This window comes from Acinetobacter sp. YH12094 (assembly GCF_013419295.1).
Taxonomy (GTDB): domain Bacteria; phylum Pseudomonadota; class Gammaproteobacteria; order Pseudomonadales; family Moraxellaceae; genus Acinetobacter; species Acinetobacter amyesii.
Genome location: NZ_VPAK01000015.1, coordinates 52166 through 74885, shown reverse-complemented (window position 1 = coordinate 74885; position 22720 = coordinate 52166). Strand labels below are relative to the sequence as shown.

Sequence of the window (22720 nt, the reverse complement as noted above, 5' to 3'; positions counted from 1 at the left end):
CTGCCATACTGGCAGGGCTTTCAATACTATTGAACACTCTTCAGTTGTTGTCAGAGTATTCGTCTGATGAGCTGAATGCGATTGCTCAGATCGCATTCAATTTATAAAAAATGTGTAGATACCTATGTTTAAGGGGGTGAGGATGTCAAAAGTAATTTCAGTCATCTAGATCGCGAAAAATTAATTTGAATAAATTGAAAGAGGATGCTGAAAAAGCAGTTTTTAAGCTTGAAAGTAAAACGTAATACTGAAGGTTGAATGATGTAATTTTATTACGTTTGCTGCACCTGTTAAGCTCATGACTGAAGAATATATAATTTATAAAGGTCAGAAAATAATGAGTGAGCATCATGGGCATGACCACAGCCATGCCGTTGTCACAGAAGGGAATGTCAAAAAATTAAGTTTTGCTTTAGCACTGACCACGACATTTTTGATTGTTGAAGTCATTGCTGGATTTATGACGCAAAGTTTGGCGCTATTGTCAGATGCGGCACATATGTTCACCGATGCTGCAGCCCTTGCCATAGCATTGGTCGCGATCAAAATTGGCAAGCTTCCTGCTGATAACAAACGTACCTTTGGCTATCAGCGTTTTGAAATTTTGGCAGCCTTGTTTAATGCCTTGATGCTATTTGTGGTTGCGATTTATATTTTGTATGAGGCCTATCAGCGCTTTTCAACGCCGCCGGAAATTCAAAGTATGGGCATGATGATTGTGGCCGTCATCGGTCTAATCATTAACTTAATCTCGATGCGTATTTTATTTTCCAGTTCGCAAGAAAGCTTGAATGTGAAAGGAGCGTATCTAGAGGTGTTGAGTGATGCCTTAGGTTCGGTGGGTGTGATTATTGGCGCGGCGATTATTTATTTTACGGGCTGGATGTGGGTCGATACCCTTATAGCGGTGCTCATTGGTTTTTGGGTCTTACCAAGGACTTGGATTTTACTCAAACAAAGTATCAATATTTTATTGGAAGGCGTGCCTGAAGAAATCGACATAGAAAAGTTACGCAATGATTTATTGGCACTCAAAGGGGTGGAGAGCATTCACCAGTTAAAGGTCTGGGCAATAACGTCAAAGAATGTGCATTTGACGGTTCATCTCTTTGCACCTGAAGCCGATCGTAATGCCTTGTATTTTGAGGCGATTGAAATGTTGCAACATGAGCACGGAATCACAGAGATGACATTACAAATCGAAGAAGATGAATGTGTGGTGCACCAACACACCCAAAAGTCTGATCATGAACATCATCAAGATGATCATGCGCATTCTCATGATGAATCACATCAGCACTAATGCTGATGTGATTTAAATGGCTTGCTTAGATTTCCCACTCATGATTACATTCGCGGCATTTCCATTTTTTCTGTGATTGCATAAAACCTTGCATTGAGATTTTAAAATCTGGCAGGTCGCGATAGAACATGAAGCCAGCAATCAAGCAGGCAATAAATACAACAACAGTCGCAGTTTGTAATGTAGTACCTACACCGTCACCAAAAATCCACATTGCGATGCTGATAATCACCAACAGTAAAAGAATAAATACCGCAGGGATGAGGATAATCAGGCTTTTAGGCACGACAGGACGAGCAACAGGCTGGCCTGCTTGCGCAAGAGGCATAATTTTAGGGCTTTGACATTTAGGGCAACGGTATTGCATTGCAACTCCATAATTTTAATCTATGGTTTATTTTAATCAGAATGACGCAGAAAGCAAAAATACCGTAAATTTAAATCAGATAAAATTTAGGCAATAAAAAACCCAAGTCATAATGCTTGGGTTTTTTATAAGATGATTTGCATCACCTTGAATATGGCGTCCCTACGGGGATTCGAACCCCGGTTACCGCCGTGAAAGGGCGATGTCCTAGGCCTCTAGACGATAGGGACAATTTGAGGCAACTTAGAGTTGGTTGACACCATCTCTCGGTATGGGCGCTATATTAGGGGGATAACGCCCATCCGTCAACTAAAAAATCAATTAAGCTTCATCAACTGCATCATTTTTCGGCAGTTTTAGGCTTTCATTGAGTTTTTCCCATGCTTTTGTTTCTTTTTTACTCGGACCGCCCACAATTTCAAGCGCATGACGTAAGCGAGCAAAGGTTAAATCAGGACCAATGGTTACCATCGATTGCATAACCGGTGTCGAAGATGTCGAACCAGCAATAGCAATAAAGAAGGTTGGCATGAAGTCACGAAGTTTAATGTCCATTTGGTTCGCCAAATCCATAAGCGTTTGGCTGACAGTGTCATTGTTCCAAGTGAACATGCTTTCTAGACGCCAAATGGCAAATTGAAGGCTTTGACGCACTTGTTCTTCAGTCAATTTTTTGCTTTCAAACTGTTCTTTGCTGAGTGTTGGGAATTGGTTGAAATAAAAACCTGCCCAATTCACTGCTTCAGACAATAAATTAATACGTGGTTGAATCGCAGCAGCAATTTCTTCCAAGGTATTACGATCTGATTTCCAAGCCAGTAGGGTATCGAGCAATTGACCCGGTGTTAAACCTTTAATCCATTGACCATTTAACCAGTTTAGCTTTTCAACATCAAAGATTGGACCGCCTAGTGATACACGTTGAATGTCAAAGTGTTCAATCATTTCAGCCAAAGTGAATTTTTCACTTTCATCCGGCATTGACCAGCCCATGCGGCCTAAGTAGTTCAACAAGGCTTCTGGTAAAACGCCGATGTCTTTGTAGTAGTTAATTGATGTTGGGTTTTTACGTTTAGACAGTTTTGATTTATCTGGGTTACGTAACAGCGGCATGTGGCAAAGCACCGGCATGTCCCAACCAAAATATTTGTACAATAATTGGTGTTTAGGCGCAGAGGGAATCCATTCTTCACCACGAATCACGTGAGTGATTTCCATTAAATGGTCATCAACTACGTTTGCCAAGTGATACGTCGGTAAACCATCGGTTTTCAGTAGAATTTGCATGTCGACTTGCGCCCAAGGAATTTCGACTTCGCCACGCAGTAAATCGTTAAATTTACAAATCCCTTCTTCAGGCACTTTCATACGAATGACATGCGGTTCACCAGCAGCCAAACGCTGCGCCACTTCTTCCGCAGTGTGTTTTAAGCCACGTCCGTCGTAACGCGGTGATTCACCACGCGCTTGTTGTTCCGCACGCATTTGATCGAGTTCTTCTGCTGTTGCGAAGCAGTAGAATGCATGACCTTTTTCAACCAGTTCCAACGCATATTGTTTATAAATGTCCATACGTTCAGATTGACGGTATGGCGCATGAGGGCCACCCACATCTGGACCTTCTGACCAATTCAAACCTAACCAACGCAATGAATCTAAAATCATTTTCTCAGATTCTGGGGTAGAGCGCAGTTGGTCTGTATCTTCAATACGAAGAATAAATTCACCGCCATGTTGCTTCGCAAAACATAAGTTAAACAATGCAATATAAGCAGTCCCAACATGCGGGAAACCAGTAGGAGAAGGTGCGATACGAGTACGAACAGTCATAATCAGCTTTTAATCAGAATGTAAATTGGGATCTATTATAACGAAAAAGCCTGATCACTTAATGCTTAATTCAACATTGAATGATCAGGCATTTTTAAGTATTTTTTAGACGACAGTAGGGGAACTCGTCTAAAACAATAGCTTGGATGACATGAGTATGCTGATGTCGTTATGAGTTGCTACCAGAAAAAATGGCTTGAACAAAACGAGAAAAACTTTGGTTTTGTGATGCAAAGAAACTTTGAGTCGGTGCAGCTTTAATAGACGTAAGTACTTTTAAATTATCGTCTGTACGGCCTTTACCTTCAGATTTTTGCTGATTAATCGCTTTTTCGATCAATGAGGTACGTTCAGCAGGCATCGTAAGTTTGTTATTCGATGCGGTGCTGGTTGCAGCACAAAATCCAGTCTGTGCAGTCACGCTTAAACTTAAGCCTAGGCATAGTGCGTATGAAAATTTCATGTCCAAATCTCCCCCTAGTTTTGGTGATGGAACTTTTTATTTGCAAAATAGTTTTAATATTTAGACTACGATTTAACCATCTTTCGTAATTAAAAAGTAGAACTACGTCACAATTTTTACAAAAAAACTAAAAAAGTCTGTACTGGGATTACCTAAATAGACTGTTTTCTCCAAATTTTCGGATGTTTTAGCAAACAACTATGAAGATAGCATGGAGATTGCTTCTGATTGTTGCTGTATTAGCAGAATTAAAGCTTTAAATACGTTATTTTTAGATATCTTTAAAACAGAAATAGATTTGAATTTATATTATAGATAGCTGATTGTTAAAGTTATTTTTGATTTATATAGTGCTCTCAAGATCAATTTGAGTTTGAGCAGATGAAAAAAATAATAGCATCGGGTATTTTCGCTTTATTGGGTGGGGTGGCGGTACAGGTGTATGCCGCAAAAGATTTCTTAAATGTTTCTTATGACCCAACACGTGAGTTTTATCAGGAATATAACCAAGAATTTGGACAATATTGGAAAAAACGTACAGGACAAGAGATTAATTTTAAACAATCACATGGTGGTTCTGGCAAACAAGCTCGTGCAGTGGCAACAGGTTTACAAGCAGACGTTGTCACTTTGGCATTGGCCAATGATATTGATGAAATTGTGGCGACTGGACAAATCAATAAAAATTGGCAAAAACAATTTCCACATAATTCTGCACCGTATACCTCAACTATCGTATTTTTGGTGCGTAAGGGCAACCCGAAAAAAATTAAAGATTGGAATGACCTGACCAAACCGGGTGTTGAAATTATTACGCCAAATCCAAAAACAGGTGGGGCACCGCGTTGGATCTATTTATCAGCTTGGGGATATGCTTTAAAACAACCGGGTGGCAATGATGCCAAAGCCAAAGAATTGGTGAAAAAACTCTATAGCAATGTCAAAGTATTGGATTCTGGTGCACGTGGTTCACTCACGACCTTTGCTGAGCGTGGCATTGGAGATGTTTTATTATCTTGGGAAAATGAGGCACTATTAGCGACTCAGGGCCTAGGCAAAGATAAATATGACATTATTTATCCGTCTATTTCGATTTTAGCCGAACCTTCGGTGGCAGTAGTGGATAAAACTGTCGACAAAAATGGTAATCGAAATTTGGCGAAGGGTTATTTGAACTATCTATATTCACCTAAGGGCCAAGAGCTGGCAGGTAAATATTTCTTCCGCCCTCGCGATGCAAAAGCCACTGCAAAGTACGCTGCTCAATTCCCGAAAGTTCAAACCTTTACCATTGATAAAGTGTTTGGCGGTTGGGCTAAAGCGCAAAAAACACATTTTGTGAATGGTGCGATTTTCGATCAAATTTATAGTGAAAAGAATAAAGAGTAAGTCTGTAAATAACGTTGAGTGGTGTAAAACGGATAATTTAGATTATCCGTTTTTTGCATATGTAATGCATAAAAATCTATACATAGGGAATAAGTAGATTGATTTTGTGTATTTTAATATGAAAAACAAACAATTAAATTCGCTGCGTTAGTTGTATCCAGCAAAGGGTCTAAACTTGCTGCAATTGCGATTTATGACTTTATTTCATATATTTAGCAGTATTGAATATAAATTTATGCTGGCTGTTATGAAAACTCAATTTAAGGCGTGGCTCAGTGCTGCGTTGCTTGCCACTGGTGTTGCTTTCTCAGCGTCTGCTCAGGCCGCTGATCGTGAATTTTTAAATGTTTCTTATGATGCAACGCGTGAATTTTATGACGAATTTAATAAGTCATTTGGTGCATATTGGAAAGAGCGTACCGGTAAAACGGTCGCATTTAAACAATCACATGGTGGTTCAGGCAAACAAGCCCGTTCTGTGGTTGACGGTTTAAAAGGTGATGTCGTGACTTTGGCCTTGGCCAATGACATCGAAGAAATTGTGAAGTCTGGTCAGATTCAGCCGGGTTGGCAAAAAGAGTTTCCACATAACTCAGCGCCATATACGTCAACGATTGTATTCATGGTGCGTAAGGGCAACCCGAAACATATTAAAGATTGGTCTGATTTAACCAAACCGGGTGTACAAATTATTACCCCGAACCCGAAAACTGGCGGTCTCCCACGTTGGGTTTACTTGTCAGCTTGGGGTTATGCTTTGAAACAGCCGGGTGGTAATGAAGCGAAAGCCAAAGATTTCGTGGGTAAGATGTACCATAACGTAAAAGTAATGGACTCTGCGGCACGTGCATCGATGACTACATTTGCAGAACGTGGTATTGGTGATGTGTTATTGACTTGGGAAAACGAAGCTTTAGTTACGCAAAAAACTTTGGGTAAAAACAAATTTGATATCGTGTATCCATCGATGTCGATTTTGACTGAGCCTTCAGTGGCAATCGTAGACAAAACTGTCGATAAAAATGGTAATAAATGGTTAGCTCAAGGCTATATCAATTATCTTTATTCTCCATTAGGTCAAGAGATGGCAGCTCGTCATTTTTACCGCCCACGTAATGCAGCAGTTTTAGCAAAATATAAATCACAGTTCCCGCCATTAAAAACCTTTACCATTGATGAAGTGTTTGGTGGTTGGGCAAAAGCTCAACAAACACATTTTGTGAATGGTGCGATCTTCGATCAGATCTACAATAACAAGCGCTAATACATCGAAATCTATGATTTGAGATGTTCAAAGACCTCCTTCGGGAGGTTTTTTAATGGATGGCAAAAAATAAAAACGGTTTTCTCTATGGAAAGTAATATTTCTGTACAAAAAGACGTTTGGAGCTTTGCTAAAACAAGGTAATAATGTGCAGTTACATTTTTAGCTGTGTTGAACGAACCCTTATGTCGCATATTTCTGTATTACTTCATGAAACTGTTGATGCTTTACTGGCAGATCGCAATACAGGAATTTTCGTAGATGGCACATTTGGGCGTGGCGGTCATACACGTTTATTACTGTCTAAATTAGATGAAAATGCACGTGTTTATGCCTTTGATAAAGACCCACAAGCATTGGCCGTTGCAGCAGAATTAGAACAAGAAGATGCGCGTTTTAAAATTATTCACGCCAGTTTTGCAGACTTAAAAGAAGAACTGCGTAGTCGTGGTATCGATTTGGTCGACGGTATAATGGCGGATTTAGGGGTGTCATCTCCGCAGCTAGACCAAGCAGAACGTGGCTTTAGCTTTATGAAAGATGGCCCACTTGATATGCGTATGGACAACTCACAAGGCCCAACAGCCGCAGAGTGGTTGGTTGATATTGAAGAAGAAGATTTGGCCAATATTATTTTTAAATATGGTGAAGAACGTTATAGCCGCCGTATTGCCAAAGCGATTAAAGCGGCAGGGTATATTGAAACCACAGCTCAATTGGCTGAAATCGTGAAAGTTGCCCACCCGAAATGGGAAAAAAATAAACATGCAGCGACACGAACTTTCCAAGCAATTCGTATTGCTATTAACAAAGAACTCGACGATATTGATATCTTCTTACCTCAAGCGGTGGATATGCTGAAACCTGAAGGCACTCTTGCAGTGATCAGTTTCCACTCTTTAGAGGATCGTTTAATTAAACAATTTATTCAAAAAGAATCTACACTTGCAGAAGACACAGGCTGGGGTTTACCACAAAAACGCGAAGATACCCGCCGCTTAAAAAAAGTGTCACGAATTAAAGCAAGTGAAGAAGAAGTTAAAGCCAATCCACGATCTCGTAGTGCTTGGCTTCGTGTGGCAGAGCGTTTAGCTTAAAAGGCAAAGAATGAAAACCGAAGCAATCGAAAAAAACTCTGATCAATCGCAGTCAAAGAAAATCATTACATACGGCATTTTATTGCTCTTGGTTTTTGTGAGTGCGATTATGGTGGTGTTTCAAGTCTTTGAATATCGCCAAGATTATCGTCAATTGAGTACCTATATGCGTGAAAGGGATGACCTCAACGCAGAATGGGGACGTTTGCTGATCGAACAACAAACTTTTGGTGCAACAGCCCAAATTGGGACACGTGCAGTTACCCAATTACGGATGTATTCGCCTCCTATTGCACAAACCGTTGTTATTTCATTGCCACAAACTCCAGAACAGAAAAAATAGGCTGCCGGTCACATGGTTGAAAAGAGAAACAAACAAACTCCGCGTAAAAAACAGCAGTCTGTTACTGGTCGTACAGCCATTTCGGTGGAGATGTGGCGCTATCACTTGATGTGGGCGGTGGTTTTACTGTGCTTTATTGCATTGGTCGGGCGGGCTTTTTATGTACAAATCATCAATAAAGACTTTTTACAAAATAAAGCCAATGCCAAAATTTTAAGAACTGAAACCTTAAAAGCCATGCGCGGTGTAATCTATGACCGTCACGGCGTTCCTTTAGCCATTAGTACTCCGATCATGAAAATCGTGATCGATCCACGTGATTATTTTGACAATAAAAAACTCTTTGAAGAAATTACGGCGGAATTGGCTAAAGATCCAAACAATCGTAAGTTAAAACGTCAATTACCAGATAAAAATCTGAATTTAGATGAACTCGCTGATGCTGTAGGGATGGATCGTGCTGAACTGAGACGCAAAATGAATGAGCGTCCACGTTCACGTTATTTAGTTTTAAAGAAAGAAGTGCCACCACAACAAGCTGAATTGATCATGAAACGTGACTTTCAGGGGGTATATACCGAGAAAAACTATAAGCGCTACTATCCACAGCCTCAGCCAAACTCACAAATTATTGGTTTAACCAATAGTGAGGGTATGGGCATCGAAGGTTTAGAGATGCAATTGAATGAACGTCTTGCAGGCGTAGATGGTGCGCAGCAAATTGTCCGAGATAAAAAAGGCAACCGCGTTAAAGACCCTGAGATCGTGAAAGAAGTTGAGTCGGGTGAAAATATCACGCTGAGTATTGATTCACGTTTGCAATACATTATGTATCGTGAGTTGACTGCAGCCGGGGTAGCCAATAATGCACGTTCTGCCACAGCGATTGCTGTCGATGTCAAAACGGGTGAAATTTTAGCGATGACCTCTTGGCCGTCTTACAACCCAAATGATAAAAAAGGTGTCTTAAATAAAGATGCCATGCGTAACCGTGGTGCAATTGACTCCTTTGAGCCGGGTTCAACCATGAAGCCAATGACCGTGGCAATGGCGTTGGAAAGCGGTAAATACACGGCAAATACGGTGGTAAATACTACACCGGGTTCTATGCGCGTTGGCAATCATACTATTCGAGACACGCATAACTATGGTCCTCTGACTTTGGGCGGCATTATTCAAAAATCGTCTAACGTCGGTGTGGCAAAAATCGCTTTATCTCTCCCTTATGAAACATTACCAACGTTCTATCAACGTCTTGGCTTTGGTCAACGTTCAGCGGTGAAATTCCCCGGTGAAAGTGCTGGTCTGATTTTGCCGAAGAGTAAATGGAATGTGTCTGAAGTAGCGACCATGGCTTATGGTTATGGTTTGAACGCTACAGTGCTCCAACTGGCTGATGCATATGCCATGATTGCCAACAAGGGCGTCAAAATGCCACTGAGCTTGTACAAGCTTGAGGAAAAGCCGAAAGGTGAGCAGATGGTTGACCCTAAAATTGCTGATCAAGTGCTTTTAATGATGGAAGCGGTGACCTTACCGGGTGGTACGGCACGTCAAGCCAATATTCCGGGTTATCGCGTGGCAGGTAAAACTGGTACAGCACATAAATTACGTGCAGACCGTAAAGGCTATTCGACTTCAGAATATCGTGCACTCTTTGCCGGTGTTGCACCAGTGAGTGATCCACGTTTGGCTATGATTGTTGTAGTGGAAAACCCGACAGGTCAGTATTACGGTGGTCTGGTGGCTGCACCAGTTTTCGCTCGTGTAATGCAAGAATCTTTACGTTTAATGAACGTACCATTAGATAAACCTTTAGACACTCCTAAGATCCAGTAATAGGTGATGAATGAAAATTACGTTTCAAGATCTATACACCGTTGAACAGCCCGCTGAATGGATGTCGCAATCCTTTCAGGGCTTCAATCTGGATAGTCGCAAAGTTACAGCAGGGCAAATATTTATTGCCCTGACTTCGTTTTCGCAACCTGAAAAAACAGCACAATTTGCACGTGCAGCGTTAGAGAATGGCGCGTTGGCTGTCATTTCAGAAACTGATTTGGGCTTGGATCAAAGTGTCGTGATCGCGGATGTGCGTCAATTGATGGGGCAGTGGCAAAAGCAATATTTACAGGCGACTCAACCAGCTCAAGCTGCACGGATTTTGGCTGTGACGGGTACCAATGGTAAAACCACGATCTCACGCTTAATCGCTGAATTACTCATGCTGCAAGGCAAAAAATGTGCAGTGATGGGAACCACTGGAAACGGGATTTTACCGAATTTAGAAGCCTCATCTCACACTACTTTAGATGCGTTACATATGCAAAATGCATTGCATGCCTATGCGCTTGAGGGTGCAGAGTTTGCTGCCATAGAGGCAAGTTCGCACGGATTAGAACAAGGTCGATTAAATGGCTGTGCAATTGAAATTGCCGCATATAGCAATTTAAGTCGTGATCATTTGGATTATCATAAAACCCTTGAAGCCTATGCTGAAGCGAAATCACGTTTGTTTCAGTTTCCATCGCTCAAAGTTGCAGTCATCAATCTCGATGATGAACATGCAGAAGTGATGCTGAATGCCGCATGCCAAAATCCGGCTCAGCCTAAAATTTTGACCTATTCAACGCGTCAGGCTGCGGATTATCAAGTGACGGATATTCAATACAGCTTAACAGGCGCGCAATTTAAATTGCGTACTGGTCAAGCGGAATTTGTGGTGCAAAGTCCATTATTGGGACACTTCAATATTGAAAATATTGTGGCGAGCTTAATTTCAGCGGAGCAAGCGGGTTTTGACTTATCTGCCTTGATCGCAACTGCGCCCGAGTTAAAAGGTGCACCGGGTCGTATGCAAGTGATTCGTGATGATGAACGCCTGTTTGTGGTGGATTATGCACATACACCAGATGCTTTAGTTCAAGTGTTACAGACTTTAAAACGTCATGTATCGCAACAGCTATGGGCGGTGTTTGGCTGTGGTGGTGATCGTGACCGTGGTAAGCGTCCATTGATGACACAAGCGGCATTAAACCATGCAGATGTTGCATTGATTACCTCGGATAATCCACGTACTGAAAACCCAGAACAAATTTTTGCAGATATGAAGGCTGGTATTGATTTCACTGGAAAAACTGTCCATGAAATCCATGACCGCCGTGAAGCGATTAAATTCGCAGTCAGCCATGCGCAAGCTGGTGATATTGTGGTGATTGCTGGTAAAGGCCATGAAAACTATCAAGAAATTGATGGAGTTCGACATTGGTTTGATGATGTGGTGGAAGTGAAATCAGCGATTGATTCACAGCATCACAACACTGACTCGGCTTATCCAGCGCAATAGGAAACAGATATGCATACTTCAACGACCAGTACGGTTCCATTAGAACCATGGACTGCCGAACAGTTGGTTCAAGCGACACAAGGTCACTGGCATAATAATCAAGCGCCGACAGGTCCTGTGAAACGAATTTTGACCGATTCACGTCATGCAGAGCAAGGCGATGCTTTTCTTGCCCTGAAAGGTGAACGCTTTGATGCGCATGACTTCCTTGCTCAAGTGGCTGAAAAGGGTTGTGAAATTGCCATTGTGAGTCATCCGGTCGATGTGGATATTTGTCAGTTGGTGGTTGCAGATACACGTTTGGCGCTTGGACATTTGGGTGCATTTCGTCGTGCCCAAAACCCAGCTTTAAAAGTCATTGCCTTGACAGGAAGCAGTGGTAAAACCACAACCAAAGAGATGCTCGGGAGTATCCTTTCTCGTCTTGCACCAACATTAATTACGCGCGGTAATTTAAATAATGACCTTGGTGTGCCGATGATGTTACTTGAGTTGCGTCCAGAACATCAGTATGCCGTGATGGAGCTTGGTGCCAGTCATAAAGGTGAAATTGATTACACCTCAAATTTGGTACAGCCTCAGGTTGCCGGAATTTTAAATATTGGCACCGCTCATATGGGGGAGTTTGGTGGGCGTGATGGCATCTGTCGTGCCAAGTCTGAAATTTATGCACATATAGCGAAAACAGGAACTTCGATTGTGCCTGCGGCAGATGATTTTACAGATGCCATTCGTCAAGCTGTGCAAACTGAGCAAGTAATGAGTTTTGGTCAGGGCGGGGATGTCTTTGCGACTGAGACGGAGCTTCAGGCTCAATCTTCACGTTTTATCTTAAATACGCCACAAGGTGCACGTCCTGTTCAACTGCCATTTGCTGGTGAACATAATGTGCAAAATGCCACTGCAGCCGCAGCTTTCGCATTATCGATTGGTGTGAGTTTAGATGATATCGTTGTGGGGCTTGAACATGCGACAGGTGCCAAAGGCCGTCTAAACTTTATTCAGCATAAAGATTATTTGTTTATTGATGATACTTACAATGCAAATCCAACCTCAATGCGTGCTGCTGCTGATGTACTTGCGCAGCAAGATGGCATCAAAGTCATGGTCATTGGGGATATTGGTGAGTTAGGTTCATCTGCTGCACAGCAGCACTACATGTTGGGACGTGATCTTGTCTCACACTCTGGTCTTCAATTTGTCGTTGCTGTCGGTGAGTTTTCACCTGCTGTGCAAGAAGGCGCGCGCAGTACACAATATGGTAAAAAATTACAGGCCTTTCTTACTCAAGAACAGGCTTTACCGTTATTAATTAGTCTAGTCAAAACACATCAGCCTCAGTCCATGAGTTTCCTGTTTAAAGGTTCTCGTTATACCCACATGGAAACTTTGATGGCTGAATTGATGGAGAAACTTTAATGCTGTTATGGTTATTTGAGCAGCTTGCGGGTTATCACAGCTCGTTTCAGGTTGTTCGTTATTTAACGCTTCGTTCGCTACTCAGTGTCTTAACGGCATTGGCCATTGGTCTGTTGCTTGGACCTGTGATGATCCGCAAATTGCAAGCTCTCAAATATGGTCAGGCAGTCAGTTCATTTGCACCTGAAAATCATGCCAAAAAAATGGGCACACCGACTATGGGCGGTGTGTTGATTTTACTGTCTATTGGGATTTCAACCTTACTTTGGGCCGATCTTTCAAACCCTTATGTATGGATTGTACTTGGCGTGATGGTGATCTTTGGTGCTGTTGGCTGGGCCGATGACTGGATTAAAATCCGTTATAAAGACAATGCCGGTCTGCCTGCGAAGAAGAAATTCTTTTGGACTTCTGTGGCATCGTTAGGCGCCGGTATTGCGCTCTATGTGATTGCGACACAGCAAGCAAACCCAGTACATACCTCAAATATGTTGGATCTGCTGATTCCATTCTTTAAAGAAATTAGCATTCCATTGTCTATTATTCCACTCGGTATTGGCTTTATTGTCTTTACTTATTTGGTGATTAACGGCGCATCTAATGCTGTGAACTTAACCGATGGTTTGGATGGTCTGGCGATTATGCCAATCGTTCTGGTTGCCGCAGGTTTAGGTGTATTTGCTTATCTGGCTGGTGATGTTCGTTTTGCCGATTATTTACATATTCCTTATGTGAAATATGCATCTGAACTTGTCGTGATCTGTGCGGCAATGATCGGTGCTGGCTTAGCATTCTTATGGTTTAATGCGCATCCTGCTCAAGTCTTTATGGGTGATGTTGGTGCTTTATCTCTAGGTGCGATGCTCGGTACGATTGCAGTCATGGTTCGCCAAGAAATCGTTTTTGCCATTATGGGCGGTGTTTTCGTGGTTGAAGCTATTTCTGTCTTCTTGCAAATTGGCTCGCTGCGTATGCGGAATAAGCGCGTATTCTTAATGGCACCGCTGCACCATCATTATGAGAAAAAGGGATGGCGTGAAACGCAGGTGGTGATTCGTTTCTGGATTATTACAATTATGCTGGTAGTTTTAGGTCTAATGACTTTAAAATTACGTTAAGCAAATAAATAAACGAAACCGGCATTTGCTCCCACAGATGCCGGTTTTTTTATTTCAAAATATAGTGGAGTAAATGATGAACCTGTTGATGTGTCCTGTATGCCGTGAAGCATTGAAACTCACAGAGCGGACATGGCGCTGTGAAAATAATCATAGCTATGATGTTGCAAAACAAGGCTATGTCAATTTACATGTGGTTCAACATAAACACAGTAAAAATCCGGGTGATACGCCTGAATCTATACAGGCGCGTCGTGCGTTTTTGAGTGCAGGTCACTATGCACCTTTGCAACAGGCAGTGGTGGCTTTGATTCAAAAATTAAGGGTTGAAAACTTGTTGGATATTGGCTGTGGTGAAGGCTATTACACTGATGCGATGCAAGCTGAAGTACTACAGTGTGTGGGTGTCGATATTGCTAAAAATGCAGTACAAGTGGCCGCTAAACTGAATAAAGAGGTGACTTGGGTGGTTGGGACAGGGGCAACCTTACCTGTATTAGACCATTCGATTGACTTGTGTACGAGTTTATTTAGTCCTATTCCAAAAGAAGAAATCCTTCGCGTATTAAAGCCTGAGGGGCACTTGATGGTGGTTACACCTGCACCAGAGCATCTTTATGCTATGCGTGAAGCTTTGTTTGAAGAAGTAAAACCACATGAACCGCATAAATTTGTGGAACAACTGGCGAATGATTTTGAATTGGAAAGTGAACAAGTGGTTCAAGCGAAAATGTCACTTTCTCAGCAGGATCTCAAAAACTTAATTGCAATGACGCCTTATGCATATAAAGTGAAAGCTGAGCGTCGAGAAGCTCTAGAAAAAAATGAACAATTTGAGTTGCAAGCACAGTATCAAATTTATCTCTTTAAAAAGAAATAATGCATTTTAAGTGATAAAAAAAGCCCTCGTTTGAGGGCTTTTTTTATGCAGTATTTACTGAACTTGATCGATGAGATGATCAAGTGCGTCAGTTTTATGCTCTGTACCTTGGGGTTTAGGCTGCATTGGCGGAGGCGCAGTTCGAGTCGGTGCAAGATTGGTTTCAGTAGACCCAGGAAGGTCGTCAAAATCATTTTGCGTAGCCTGCGGCTTTGGTGCAACAGGAGTAGGACGATACAGCGGTTGAGCCATCGGCGGCGTTGCTGCACGATCTTGTTCAGGTTGACCTTGAGTCGCTTTAGCCGAATTACGGTTGATTGGATTCTTGGCATGGGTATCTAAACGCACCCAAGCTTCAGGTGTGCCTTTGAGTGATTTCGCCATAAAATCTGACCAAATTGGCAGAGCTGCAACACCACCATATTCACGACGACCTAAGGTAGAGGGTTGGTCAAAACCGACCCAAGCCACAGTGACCAATTTTCCATTAAATCCAGCAAACCACGCGTCTTTTGCGTCATTGGTTGTACCGGTTTTACCGCCTAAATCACCGCGACCAATTTTTAAAGCCGCTCGACCTGTACCATGTTGGATCACGTCACGCAAGATGTTCGCCATATCAAAGGCCGAACTCGACTTCAAAATTCGCTGAGCTTGCTTATAGTTTGCTGCTTCAGTATCGGAAATTTTCGATTCAGCAGGTTTATTATCCTGATTAGTGACTTCAATCACTTCATCATCCGGCGTGGTCGGATCTGCTGATTCAACTTCGTCCTTTTGATTGATACATTGAATACATGCATATTCAGGATTGGCTTGATAAATCACTTTGCCATAAGCATCTTCAATACGGCTAATAAAGTGCGGTTGAATACGATATCCACCGTTGGCAAAAGTCGCATAACCTGTCGCCATTTGAATCGGCAACACCTGTGGGGTACCTAAAGCAATGGTGTAGTTACGTGGAATTTGGTTTTCTTGTAAGCCAAAATCCATAAATAATTGGCGAGTACGTTCAATTCCGACGACTTGTAATAAGCGAACTGAAACTGTGTTACGTGATAAATAGAGGGCACGGCGTAGAGGTATCATCCCCAAATAGCGACCGTCAGAGTTTTTAGGCGTCCACTTGCCAATCGTAATTGGATTGTCATTGACCATGGAATACGGAGTCATGCCACGTTCAAGTGCTAAAGCATAAACAAAGGGTTTAATAGTTGAACCCGGCTGACGCCAGCCTTGTAGAGCACGGTTAAATTTAGATTGATAAAAATTATAACCACCCACAATGGCTTCAATACCACCATTATTGGGATTAAGTGCAATTAATTGACCTTGCGCTTTGGGAATTTGCACCAAAGCCCATGAGCTTTTGTCCGCATTCGGACGTAGGCGAATAATATCTTTTACTTTTACAATTTGAGAGGCTTTGCTAGGCGCATTGCCTACACTATTGGCATTGCGATAGGGGCGTGCCCAAGATAAACCTGACCATGGAACTGTCACACTACTGCCGTCTTGCATCAACACTTCGATACTGGTGTTGTTGACTTTGGTTACTTCGGCAGGATAGGTGTTGGCATATGGAATAAAGTTTTTTAAGGGTTCATCATGTGCTTCTGCACCACGCCAACCATGTCGTCTATCGTAAGCTTCGAGACCCTCTTGTACAGCCTGCTCAGCATAGGCTTGGCGTTGGCTGTTGATAGTGGTGTAGACTTTATAGCCAGAATCCGTCGCTTGTTCACCAAGCTTTTCTACGAGCTCAGAGCGAACCATTTCCCCGACGTAGGGGAATTTGTTGCTGACCCCGCGGTCAGGCATATCGAGATTAATCGGTTCAGCAATCGCTTTTTGATATTCCGATTGATTGATATAACCCAATTGCAACATACGGCCTAAAATCCAATTACGACGCTCTAAAGCACGTTTTGGGTTGGCTACAGGATTATATTTTGATGGTGCTTTGGGTAAGCCTGAAATCATTGCCATTTGAGCCAAACTCAAATCTTGCAAGCTCTTGTTATAATAAATTTTTGCTGCTGCTGCGATCCCGTAGGCATTTTTTCCTAAAAAGATTTTGTTGACATACAGCGTTAAAATTTCTTCTTTACTTAGATTTTGTTCAATTTTTCGAGCAAGGAAAACTTCGGTCAGTTTACGTTTTAGCGTACGTTCTGGAGTCAGATAATAGTTTTTTGCAACCTGCATGGTAATGGTTGAACCACCGGTTTGCACATCTGAACCGGTAATACTTTCACTGACAGCACGCCCCAATCCTTTGAAACTAATACCGCTGTGTTCAAAAAATGAAGAATCTTCCGCAGCTAAAAAGCCATGAATGAAATGAGACGGGATTTGGTCGTACTCTACAGGGACCGAAAGTTTGCCACCGTATTCTGCAATCAGCTCATTATCAGCACTATAAACCTGCAATGGTTTTAATAATGGAGCCTTTTTTAAGATGGACATTTCAGGCAAAGACGGGGCAATATAGAGATACATGCCATAGAAACCCATTGGAATTGCGACCAAAATAATAATAATGGCCAAAAAAAATGGATGAACAAGGCCTGAACAAGATAGCTTTTTCATAACAAGTAAGTTTTAATAAGAGCTAATGGCAAACTAATTGGTGGTCAGTATATCCTTTCGATATACGGATTGTTAGATGAGTTATTGTATCTGTATAAAATTATAGACCAATGCTAATTAGTGGGTTAATTTTTTTGGGGATAAAAAAATAATAGGAATTATATTGTGCTCAGGTTATATCGTAAGCCAAATAAGGGGTTAATAGGAGTAGATATTAGTTCGACTTCTGTTAAGGTTTTGGAACTTTCTGTAAAGAGTGGGCGGTATTGGGTAGAAAGCTATGCTTTGGTCCCATTACCAGAAGGAAGTGTTGTTGAAAAGAACATATTGAATCCGGAAGCTGTCGGTGACTGTTTAGAGCGCGCAATTAATTTGGCCAATACACAGACGACCAATGCAGCTTTGGCGGTTCCAACGTCGATGGTGATTACAAAAATCATCGAAATGGATGCAGATATGAATGATGATGAACGTGAAATTCAGATTCGTGATGATGCTGAGCAATATATTCCGTTCCCATTGGATGAAGCAAGCCTTGATTTTGAGGTCTTGCCGGATCGTCTATCCAATCCAAATCGTGTCAATGTTTTACTTGTCGCTACACGTATTGAAAATGTCGAAGCGCGTGCGGAAGTTATTCAGCTTGCGGGTCTGACACCAAAAATTGGCGATGTAGAAAGCTTTGCAATTGAAAATGCATTTAAAGTTTTCTCAGATACTTTGCCAATGGGTGTAAATACCGTGGGTATTTTAGATATTGGTCATAGTATGACGACCTTATCTGTTATGCAGAATAACAAAGTGATTTATACCCGTGAGCAAGTGTTTGGTGGCAAACAATTGACACAGGAAATTCAAAATCGCTATGCATTGTCTTTCGAAGAAGCGGGTCGTGCGAAAAAAACACGTGCCTTGCCAGATGACTATGATGTTGAAGTCTTAGAACCTTTCTTAGAAGCTGTCGTTCAACAAGCAGCGCGTTCTTTACAGTTCTTCTTCTCATCTTCACAGTTCAACGAAATTGACCATATTTTATTGGCAGGGGGGAATGCCAATATTCCGGGGCTTGCAAAACTACTTCAACAAAAATTGGGTTACCGCGTCACGATTGCCAATCCATTCTTACAAATGGGTTTTTCACCTCAAATTGATATTAAAAAAATTGAAAATGATGCCTCATCACTCATGGTGGCATGCGGTCTAGCATTGAGGAGTTTTGATTAATGGCAAAAATTAACTTGCTCCCTTGGCGTGATGAGCTAAGAGAGAAACGAAAAAAAGAATTTATTGCACTTTGTATTGGGGCTTTCTTAATTGGGGTAATTGGGGTTGGTTTAACATGGTTGTACTTTGATCACAAATTAAAAGATCAAGAACAAGCGAACCAATTGATTATCAGTCATAACCAAAATTTAGATGTTCAATTAAAGTCTTTGGACGGTTTGCAAGAACAGCGTAATGCCATTATTGAACGCATGAAGTTGATTCAAGGCTTACAAGGTCAACGTCCAATCGCAGTACATCTTGTAGATGAATTGGTTCGTGTGACACCTGCCAATATGTACATCACAAAATTTGAGCGTAATGGCGACAAATTTATGATCGAAGGGCGTGCGGAAAGTCCAAATACTGTTGCCGATTTACTGCGTAATTTGGAAGCATCACCTTGGTATCGTAATGCCTTCATGAGCTCATTCCTTGTGGCTGAAGAGAAAAAAGACAAAGCGCCGACGTCAGTGGTTCCTCGCGTAGAAGAATCTTATGGTGCATTTACTGTGACTGCTGATTTGGAGCAAATTGCGCAGCCGACCATTAATGATCCAGCAGCAAATGCAGGACAGTCAGCTTCATCGGCGCAAACATCTGACGCACAAACTGCAGCAACACCAACTCCGGAGGCTGCAAAATGAGTCGTGATGAATTTGAACAATTGAATCAAGATGCTGTTGTCATTCCGAAAAAGAAAATGACTTTTGATAAGTTTGTACAGCAGTTCAATACCTTAGATCCGAATAACTATGGTAGTTGGCCAATTTCAGTCAAAATTACCTGCTGGATTTTTATCATTATCCTTGTGGCAATTTTGGGCTATTTCTTGGCGATTAAAGGCAAGATTGAAGCTATTTCAAGTGCCAATGCACAAGAACAAAATTTGTTGAATGAATTTCGTGAAAAAGATTCAAAACTACGTAATTTGCAACAATATCAATTGCAGTTGCAGGATATGGAAGCACGTTTTAATCAACAATTAGAACAATTGCCGAAAGAAACTGAAATTCCAGGTTTGGTTGAAGATATCAACTTAACAGGCGTGAATTCTGGACTGAAATTTAAAATTATTCGTCTTGAACCTGAAGTGAAGCAAGAGTTCTTTACGGAACAGCCAATTCGTATTGAAGCAACGGGTGATTACCATGCCTTTGGTTCATTTGTTAGTGGCATTGCCGGGCTTTCACGGATTGTGACTTTGCATAATTTAACGATTACAGCAACTGAAAATAAAGAAAAGAACTCAGATATTCCAAAAATTGATTATGTAATTTCTGCGAAAACATATCGTTACGAAGGAAATACTGAAACTGCTGTGAAAGCTGCAGATTCAGCAAGTACACAGGAGGCTCCAAAATGAAAATGAATAAATTGGCACTTTCTGTGATGGTTGGATTTGTATTAGCAGGTTGTGAATCACGTATTGATGTGGTCAATCAAGAGATGGCAAATATACGCAATCAAGCGCCACTAGCGATTGAGCCTGCGCCAGATTTTGTGCCTGTCGAGACTTTTAATTATGCAGCGCATTCATTAAAAAGTCCGTTCTTGCCAAGTTCATTGGCAGCAGAACTTAAAATCATGGCGGGTAAGCGTGTTTATCCAAACTTGAGTCGTCAGCCTCAACCTTTGGAAAGTTATGCACTCGAAACCCTGAATATGAAGGGTAGTATGCGTAACCAATCTGGGCAAATTTTAGCCTTGATTCAGACGCCTGATGGTGAAGTTGAACGTATTCAACGTGGAAGTTATATGGGGCTCAATCATGGTCGAGTGGTAAATATTACCCCGACTCAAATTGATTTGATTGAGATTATTCCGGATGGGCGAGAAGGATATGTAGAGCGTCCTAGAAGTCTCATATTAATTGGACTAGCACCTTAAGCTTAAAGGAATAAAAATGAAGAATAGTGTACAAGATTTTATTTTTGGGGATGGCAATACAATGAATCATGTGTTTCGTCAGTTTTCGATGGGGGCTGTTGCAATGGCGATGATGCAAGTTGCCAATGCTCAGGTGAGTGTAACCAATGTGGTACCAATGCAAATTCCAGATCAAGGGACTGAAATTCGCGTGATGTTTAATGGCTTGCCGCCGCAACCACAAGCTTATCAACTCGATCAACCATCACGACTGGTTTTAGACTTTGATAAAGCACAGCAAAATTTAAAACAAAGTTCAATTCCTGTGGCAACGGCTGAAGCGAGCACTGTGGATGTGAGTTCGGATGCACAACGTGCGCGCTTAACTGTGAATTTGGCCAATGCGGGTGCTTTTACCACGCGTGTTGAAGGTAATACCTTTATTTTAAAAATTAATTCTGCACAAGCTACTAGTTATGTACAGCCTGTAGCACAACGTCAGCAACAGGGCATCTCAAATATTGGTTTCCACCGTGGTTCTAATGGTGAAGGTCAAGTTGTTGTTGATTTACTGGGTGGAAATACCCCTGTTGATGTTCAGCAACAAGGCAGTAAAGTGGTGATTCGTACTTTAGGTAATAAAGTACCTGCACATTTGACTCGCCGTTTAAATGTCAATGATTTTGCAACACCTGTTGCAACGGTGGACGCACATAATGATGGCGGTAATGGTGTGATTACCATTCAGTCGACGGGCAGCTATGAATATATGGCGTACCAAACTGATAATAAATTAACGGTAAGTTTGAAACGTCCGGAAGATAAGAATCCATTACGTCCTAAAGCCGTAAATCATTATACCGGTAAGAAAATTTCATTAGACTTCCAAGATATTGAAGTACGTCGTGTGCTACAACTTTTAGCTGATTTCACTGAAATCAATATGGTTGCTGCTGATACGGTTCAAGGAAATATTACACTTCGTTTAAAAGATGTTCCTTGGGATCAAGCGCTAGACATTGTTTTGAAAACCAAGAATTTGGATAAACGTCGTAATGGTAATGTGATTTGGATTGCGCCTGTATCTGAGTTGATTAAAGCGGAAGATGATGAAGCAAAAGCACTTGCACAGCGAATAAAATTAGCGCCGATTCAAACTGAATATATTCAGCTGAGCTATGCGAAATCTTCAGATATTTTAAAATTATTAGAAGATTCCCGAGATGGAAAAGGAGCCGAGTCGAATGGCACAGCAGGAGGTACATCACTTGCATTAGAAAGTATGCTGAGCCCAAGAGGTAGTGTAGTTTCTGATAACCGGACCAATACACTTATTGTTAATGATACATCTGAGAATATTGATAAAGTTCGTAAGATGATTGATCTATTAGATGTTGCTGTCAAACAAGTCATGGTTGAAACAAGAATTGTGACCGCTCAAACAGAATTTTCGAGAGAACTCGGTGTTAACTGGGGTATACAGCGTAATAATCCGAGTTTAAGTGGTGGTGCTAATGGATCAAATGTTTGGGGTGGAGATTATTCTCCAAAGTTAGATTTAGCGGTAGATTTAGGGACGGCATCAGCAGGAAATTTTAGTTTTGGGTTGCTTAAAATTTCAGACTTTATGCTTGATCTACAACTTACAGCTTTACAATCGGATGGTCACGGTGAAGTTTTAGCAGCACCAAAAGTTTTAACGGGTGATAAGCAAAAAGCAACAATCTTAAGAGGCGATCAAATTCCGTATCAAAGTTGGAGTGCTGAAGGTGGTACGACAACTAGTTTTGTTGATGCAAACTTGAAACTGGAAGTGACCCCAAGTATTACGCCAGATGGGAGGGTACAGATGGATTTAAAAGTTAACAAGGATACTGTTGGTCGATTAACCGCGGCTGGTTATTTAATTAATACCAATAAACTTGAGACTAATGTTTTAGTCGGTGATGGTGAAACAGTGGTCCTAGGTGGTATTTTTGATGACATTCAACAAAATCAATATACCAAAGTACCTTTTTTGGGGGATTTGCCGGTTTTCGGAAACTTATTTAAAAATAATGTGAAAACTAGCGCACAGACAGAGCTCCTGATTTTTGTTACTCCGCGAATTGTTAATGACAGTGTTACCAGAAATCATTAATATATTTTCAATTTAACAAAAGAAATAGGTGACT

General features: G+C 41.5%; 19 protein-coding genes and 1 tRNA gene. 15 read left to right on the top strand and 5 right to left on the bottom strand.

What is annotated here, in order from left to right; all coding sequences use genetic code 11:
* Nucleotides 1-337 precede the first annotated feature (337 nt).
* A complete protein-coding gene (locus FTU34_RS12230) occupies nt 338-1303 on the top strand; it encodes a cation diffusion facilitator family transporter (protein WP_180004802.1) in 966 nt (321 codons plus the stop codon).
* 25 nt (nt 1304-1328) lie between these two features.
* On the opposite strand, the gene FTU34_RS12225 is transcribed toward FTU34_RS12230, so the two are convergent.
* The 4 genes from FTU34_RS12225 to FTU34_RS12210 all read right to left on the bottom strand — a co-directional run bounded on the left by FTU34_RS12225 (nt 1329) and on the right by FTU34_RS12210 (nt 3963).
* Complete coding sequence (locus FTU34_RS12225) at nt 1329-1670, bottom strand: hypothetical protein (protein ID WP_180004801.1); 342 nt, start codon at nt 1668-1670, stop codon at nt 1329-1331.
* 154 nt (nt 1671-1824) lie between these two features.
* Nucleotides 1825-1900 (bottom strand) — tRNA-Glu (locus FTU34_RS12220).
* A 91-nt stretch (nt 1901-1991) separates the two neighbouring features.
* A complete protein-coding gene (gene gltX / locus FTU34_RS12215; RefSeq protein WP_168378189.1) occupies nt 1992-3500 on the bottom strand; it encodes a glutamate--tRNA ligase in 1509 nt (502 codons plus the stop codon).
* Between the two features lie 169 nt (nt 3501-3669).
* Entirely contained in the window at nt 3670-3963 is a 294-nt protein-coding gene (locus FTU34_RS12210) for a hypothetical protein (protein WP_078192541.1), read from the bottom strand.
* A 381-nt stretch (nt 3964-4344) separates the two neighbouring features.
* On the opposite strand from FTU34_RS12210, the gene FTU34_RS12205 reads away from it, so the two are divergent.
* The 9 genes from FTU34_RS12205 to FTU34_RS12165 all read left to right on the top strand — a co-directional run bounded on the left by FTU34_RS12205 (nt 4345) and on the right by FTU34_RS12165 (nt 14819).
* Entirely contained in the window at nt 4345-5352 is a 1008-nt protein-coding gene (locus tag FTU34_RS12205; RefSeq protein WP_180008671.1) for a sulfate ABC transporter substrate-binding protein, read from the top strand.
* Between the two features lie 247 nt (nt 5353-5599).
* Complete coding sequence (locus FTU34_RS12200) at nt 5600-6616, top strand: sulfate ABC transporter substrate-binding protein (RefSeq protein ID WP_078189545.1); 1017 nt, start codon at nt 5600-5602, stop codon at nt 6614-6616.
* Nucleotides 6617-6801: 185 nt separating this feature from the next.
* Complete coding sequence (rsmH, locus tag FTU34_RS12195) at nt 6802-7713, top strand: 16S rRNA (cytosine(1402)-N(4))-methyltransferase RsmH (protein ID WP_180008673.1); 912 nt, start codon at nt 6802-6804, stop codon at nt 7711-7713.
* Nucleotides 7714-7723: 10 nt separating this feature from the next.
* The gene (gene ftsL / locus FTU34_RS12190) at nt 7724-8056 is read left to right on the top strand and encodes a cell division protein FtsL (RefSeq protein WP_078189390.1); all 333 of its coding nucleotides are present in this window, start codon (nt 7724-7726) and stop codon (nt 8054-8056) included.
* A 12-nt stretch (nt 8057-8068) separates the two neighbouring features.
* Nucleotides 8069-9895 carry a penicillin-binding protein PBP3 gene (gene ftsI, locus FTU34_RS12185; protein ID WP_168378186.1) on the top strand — a complete coding sequence of 609 codons (1827 nt, stop codon included), beginning with the start codon at nt 8069-8071 and terminating at the stop codon, nt 9893-9895.
* Between the two features lie 10 nt (nt 9896-9905).
* Nucleotides 9906-11402: a UDP-N-acetylmuramoyl-L-alanyl-D-glutamate--2,6-diaminopimelate ligase gene (locus tag FTU34_RS12180; protein ID WP_180008675.1), complete on the top strand. Its 1497-nt coding sequence runs from the start codon at nt 9906-9908 to the stop codon at nt 11400-11402.
* 9 nt (nt 11403-11411) lie between these two features.
* Complete coding sequence (gene murF, locus FTU34_RS12175; protein WP_180008677.1) at nt 11412-12821, top strand: UDP-N-acetylmuramoyl-tripeptide--D-alanyl-D-alanine ligase; 1410 nt, start codon at nt 11412-11414, stop codon at nt 12819-12821.
* A complete protein-coding gene (gene mraY, locus FTU34_RS12170; RefSeq protein WP_078189386.1) occupies nt 12821-13939 on the top strand; it encodes a phospho-N-acetylmuramoyl-pentapeptide-transferase in 1119 nt (372 codons plus the stop codon). Before murF ends, mraY begins: the two co-directional genes overlap by 1 nt.
* Before the next feature lie 76 nt (nt 13940-14015).
* Entirely contained in the window at nt 14016-14819 is an 804-nt protein-coding gene (locus FTU34_RS12165; protein ID WP_180008743.1) for a putative RNA methyltransferase, read from the top strand.
* A 54-nt stretch (nt 14820-14873) separates the two neighbouring features.
* Here FTU34_RS12165 and ponA read toward each other — a convergent pair whose 3' ends face one another.
* On the bottom strand, nt 14874-17414 hold the full coding sequence (gene ponA, locus FTU34_RS12160) for a penicillin-binding protein PBP1a (protein ID WP_180008679.1): 2541 nt from the start codon (nt 17412-17414) through the stop codon (nt 14874-14876).
* Between the two features lie 165 nt (nt 17415-17579).
* Between ponA and FTU34_RS12155 the strand changes: the two genes are divergently transcribed.
* The 5 genes from FTU34_RS12155 to pilQ are packed head-to-tail and all read left to right on the top strand — an operon-like array spanning nt 17580 to nt 22686.
* Nucleotides 17580-18638, top strand: coding sequence for a pilus assembly protein PilM (locus FTU34_RS12155; RefSeq protein WP_078189383.1), 1059 nt, complete (start codon nt 17580-17582; stop codon nt 18636-18638).
* A complete protein-coding gene (locus FTU34_RS12150; RefSeq protein WP_078189382.1) occupies nt 18638-19324 on the top strand; it encodes a PilN domain-containing protein in 687 nt (228 codons plus the stop codon). The genes FTU34_RS12155 and FTU34_RS12150 overlap by 1 nt, the downstream gene beginning before the upstream one ends.
* Complete coding sequence (locus FTU34_RS12145; RefSeq protein ID WP_180035802.1) at nt 19321-20043, top strand: type 4a pilus biogenesis protein PilO; 723 nt, start codon at nt 19321-19323, stop codon at nt 20041-20043. Before FTU34_RS12150 ends, FTU34_RS12145 begins: the two co-directional genes overlap by 4 nt.
* A complete protein-coding gene (locus FTU34_RS12140) occupies nt 20040-20567 on the top strand; it encodes a pilus assembly protein PilP (RefSeq protein WP_180008683.1) in 528 nt (175 codons plus the stop codon). The genes FTU34_RS12145 and FTU34_RS12140 overlap by 4 nt, the downstream gene beginning before the upstream one ends.
* A 16-nt stretch (nt 20568-20583) precedes the next feature.
* Nucleotides 20584-22686 (top strand): type IV pilus secretin PilQ, encoded by a 2103-nt coding sequence (gene pilQ, locus FTU34_RS12135; RefSeq protein WP_180008686.1) that lies wholly within the window; start codon nt 20584-20586, stop codon nt 22684-22686.
* Nucleotides 22687-22720: the final 34 nt, after the last annotated feature.

What these genes read in the sequence shown, in the direction of transcription:
- FTU34_RS12200 (WP_078189545.1), top strand. Translation starts at nt 5,600, where the DNA reads ATGAAAACTCAATTTAAGGCGTGGCTCAGTGCTGCGTTGCTTGCCACT.
- FTU34_RS12150 (WP_078189382.1), top strand. Translation starts at nt 18,638, where the DNA reads ATGGCAAAAATTAACTTGCTCCCTTGGCGTGATGAGCTAAGAGAGAAA.
- FTU34_RS12210 (WP_078192541.1), bottom strand. Translation starts at nt 3,963, where the DNA reads ATGAAATTTTCATACGCACTATGCCTAGGCTTAAGTTTAAGCGTGACT.
- FTU34_RS12140 (WP_180008683.1), top strand. Translation starts at nt 20,040, where the DNA reads ATGAAAATGAATAAATTGGCACTTTCTGTGATGGTTGGATTTGTATTA.
- pilQ (WP_180008686.1), top strand. Translation starts at nt 20,584, where the DNA reads ATGAAGAATAGTGTACAAGATTTTATTTTTGGGGATGGCAATACAATG.
- mraY (WP_078189386.1), top strand. Translation starts at nt 12,821, where the DNA reads ATGCTGTTATGGTTATTTGAGCAGCTTGCGGGTTATCACAGCTCGTTT.
- rsmH (WP_180008673.1), top strand. Translation starts at nt 6,802, where the DNA reads ATGTCGCATATTTCTGTATTACTTCATGAAACTGTTGATGCTTTACTG.
- FTU34_RS12230 (WP_180004802.1), top strand. Translation starts at nt 338, where the DNA reads ATGAGTGAGCATCATGGGCATGACCACAGCCATGCCGTTGTCACAGAA.
- gltX (WP_168378189.1), bottom strand. Translation starts at nt 3,500, where the DNA reads ATGACTGTTCGTACTCGTATCGCACCTTCTCCTACTGGTTTCCCGCAT.
- murF (WP_180008677.1), top strand. Translation starts at nt 11,412, where the DNA reads ATGCATACTTCAACGACCAGTACGGTTCCATTAGAACCATGGACTGCC.
- ftsI (WP_168378186.1), top strand. Translation starts at nt 8,069, where the DNA reads ATGGTTGAAAAGAGAAACAAACAAACTCCGCGTAAAAAACAGCAGTCT.
- FTU34_RS12205 (WP_180008671.1), top strand. Translation starts at nt 4,345, where the DNA reads ATGAAAAAAATAATAGCATCGGGTATTTTCGCTTTATTGGGTGGGGTG.
- ponA (WP_180008679.1), bottom strand. Translation starts at nt 17,414, where the DNA reads ATGAAAAAGCTATCTTGTTCAGGCCTTGTTCATCCATTTTTTTTGGCC.
- FTU34_RS12225 (WP_180004801.1), bottom strand. Translation starts at nt 1,670, where the DNA reads ATGCAATACCGTTGCCCTAAATGTCAAAGCCCTAAAATTATGCCTCTT.
- FTU34_RS12165 (WP_180008743.1), top strand. Translation starts at nt 14,016, where the DNA reads ATGAACCTGTTGATGTGTCCTGTATGCCGTGAAGCATTGAAACTCACA.
- FTU34_RS12145 (WP_180035802.1), top strand. Translation starts at nt 19,321, where the DNA reads ATGAGTCGTGATGAATTTGAACAATTGAATCAAGATGCTGTTGTCATT.
- FTU34_RS12180 (WP_180008675.1), top strand. Translation starts at nt 9,906, where the DNA reads ATGAAAATTACGTTTCAAGATCTATACACCGTTGAACAGCCCGCTGAA.
- ftsL (WP_078189390.1), top strand. Translation starts at nt 7,724, where the DNA reads ATGAAAACCGAAGCAATCGAAAAAAACTCTGATCAATCGCAGTCAAAG.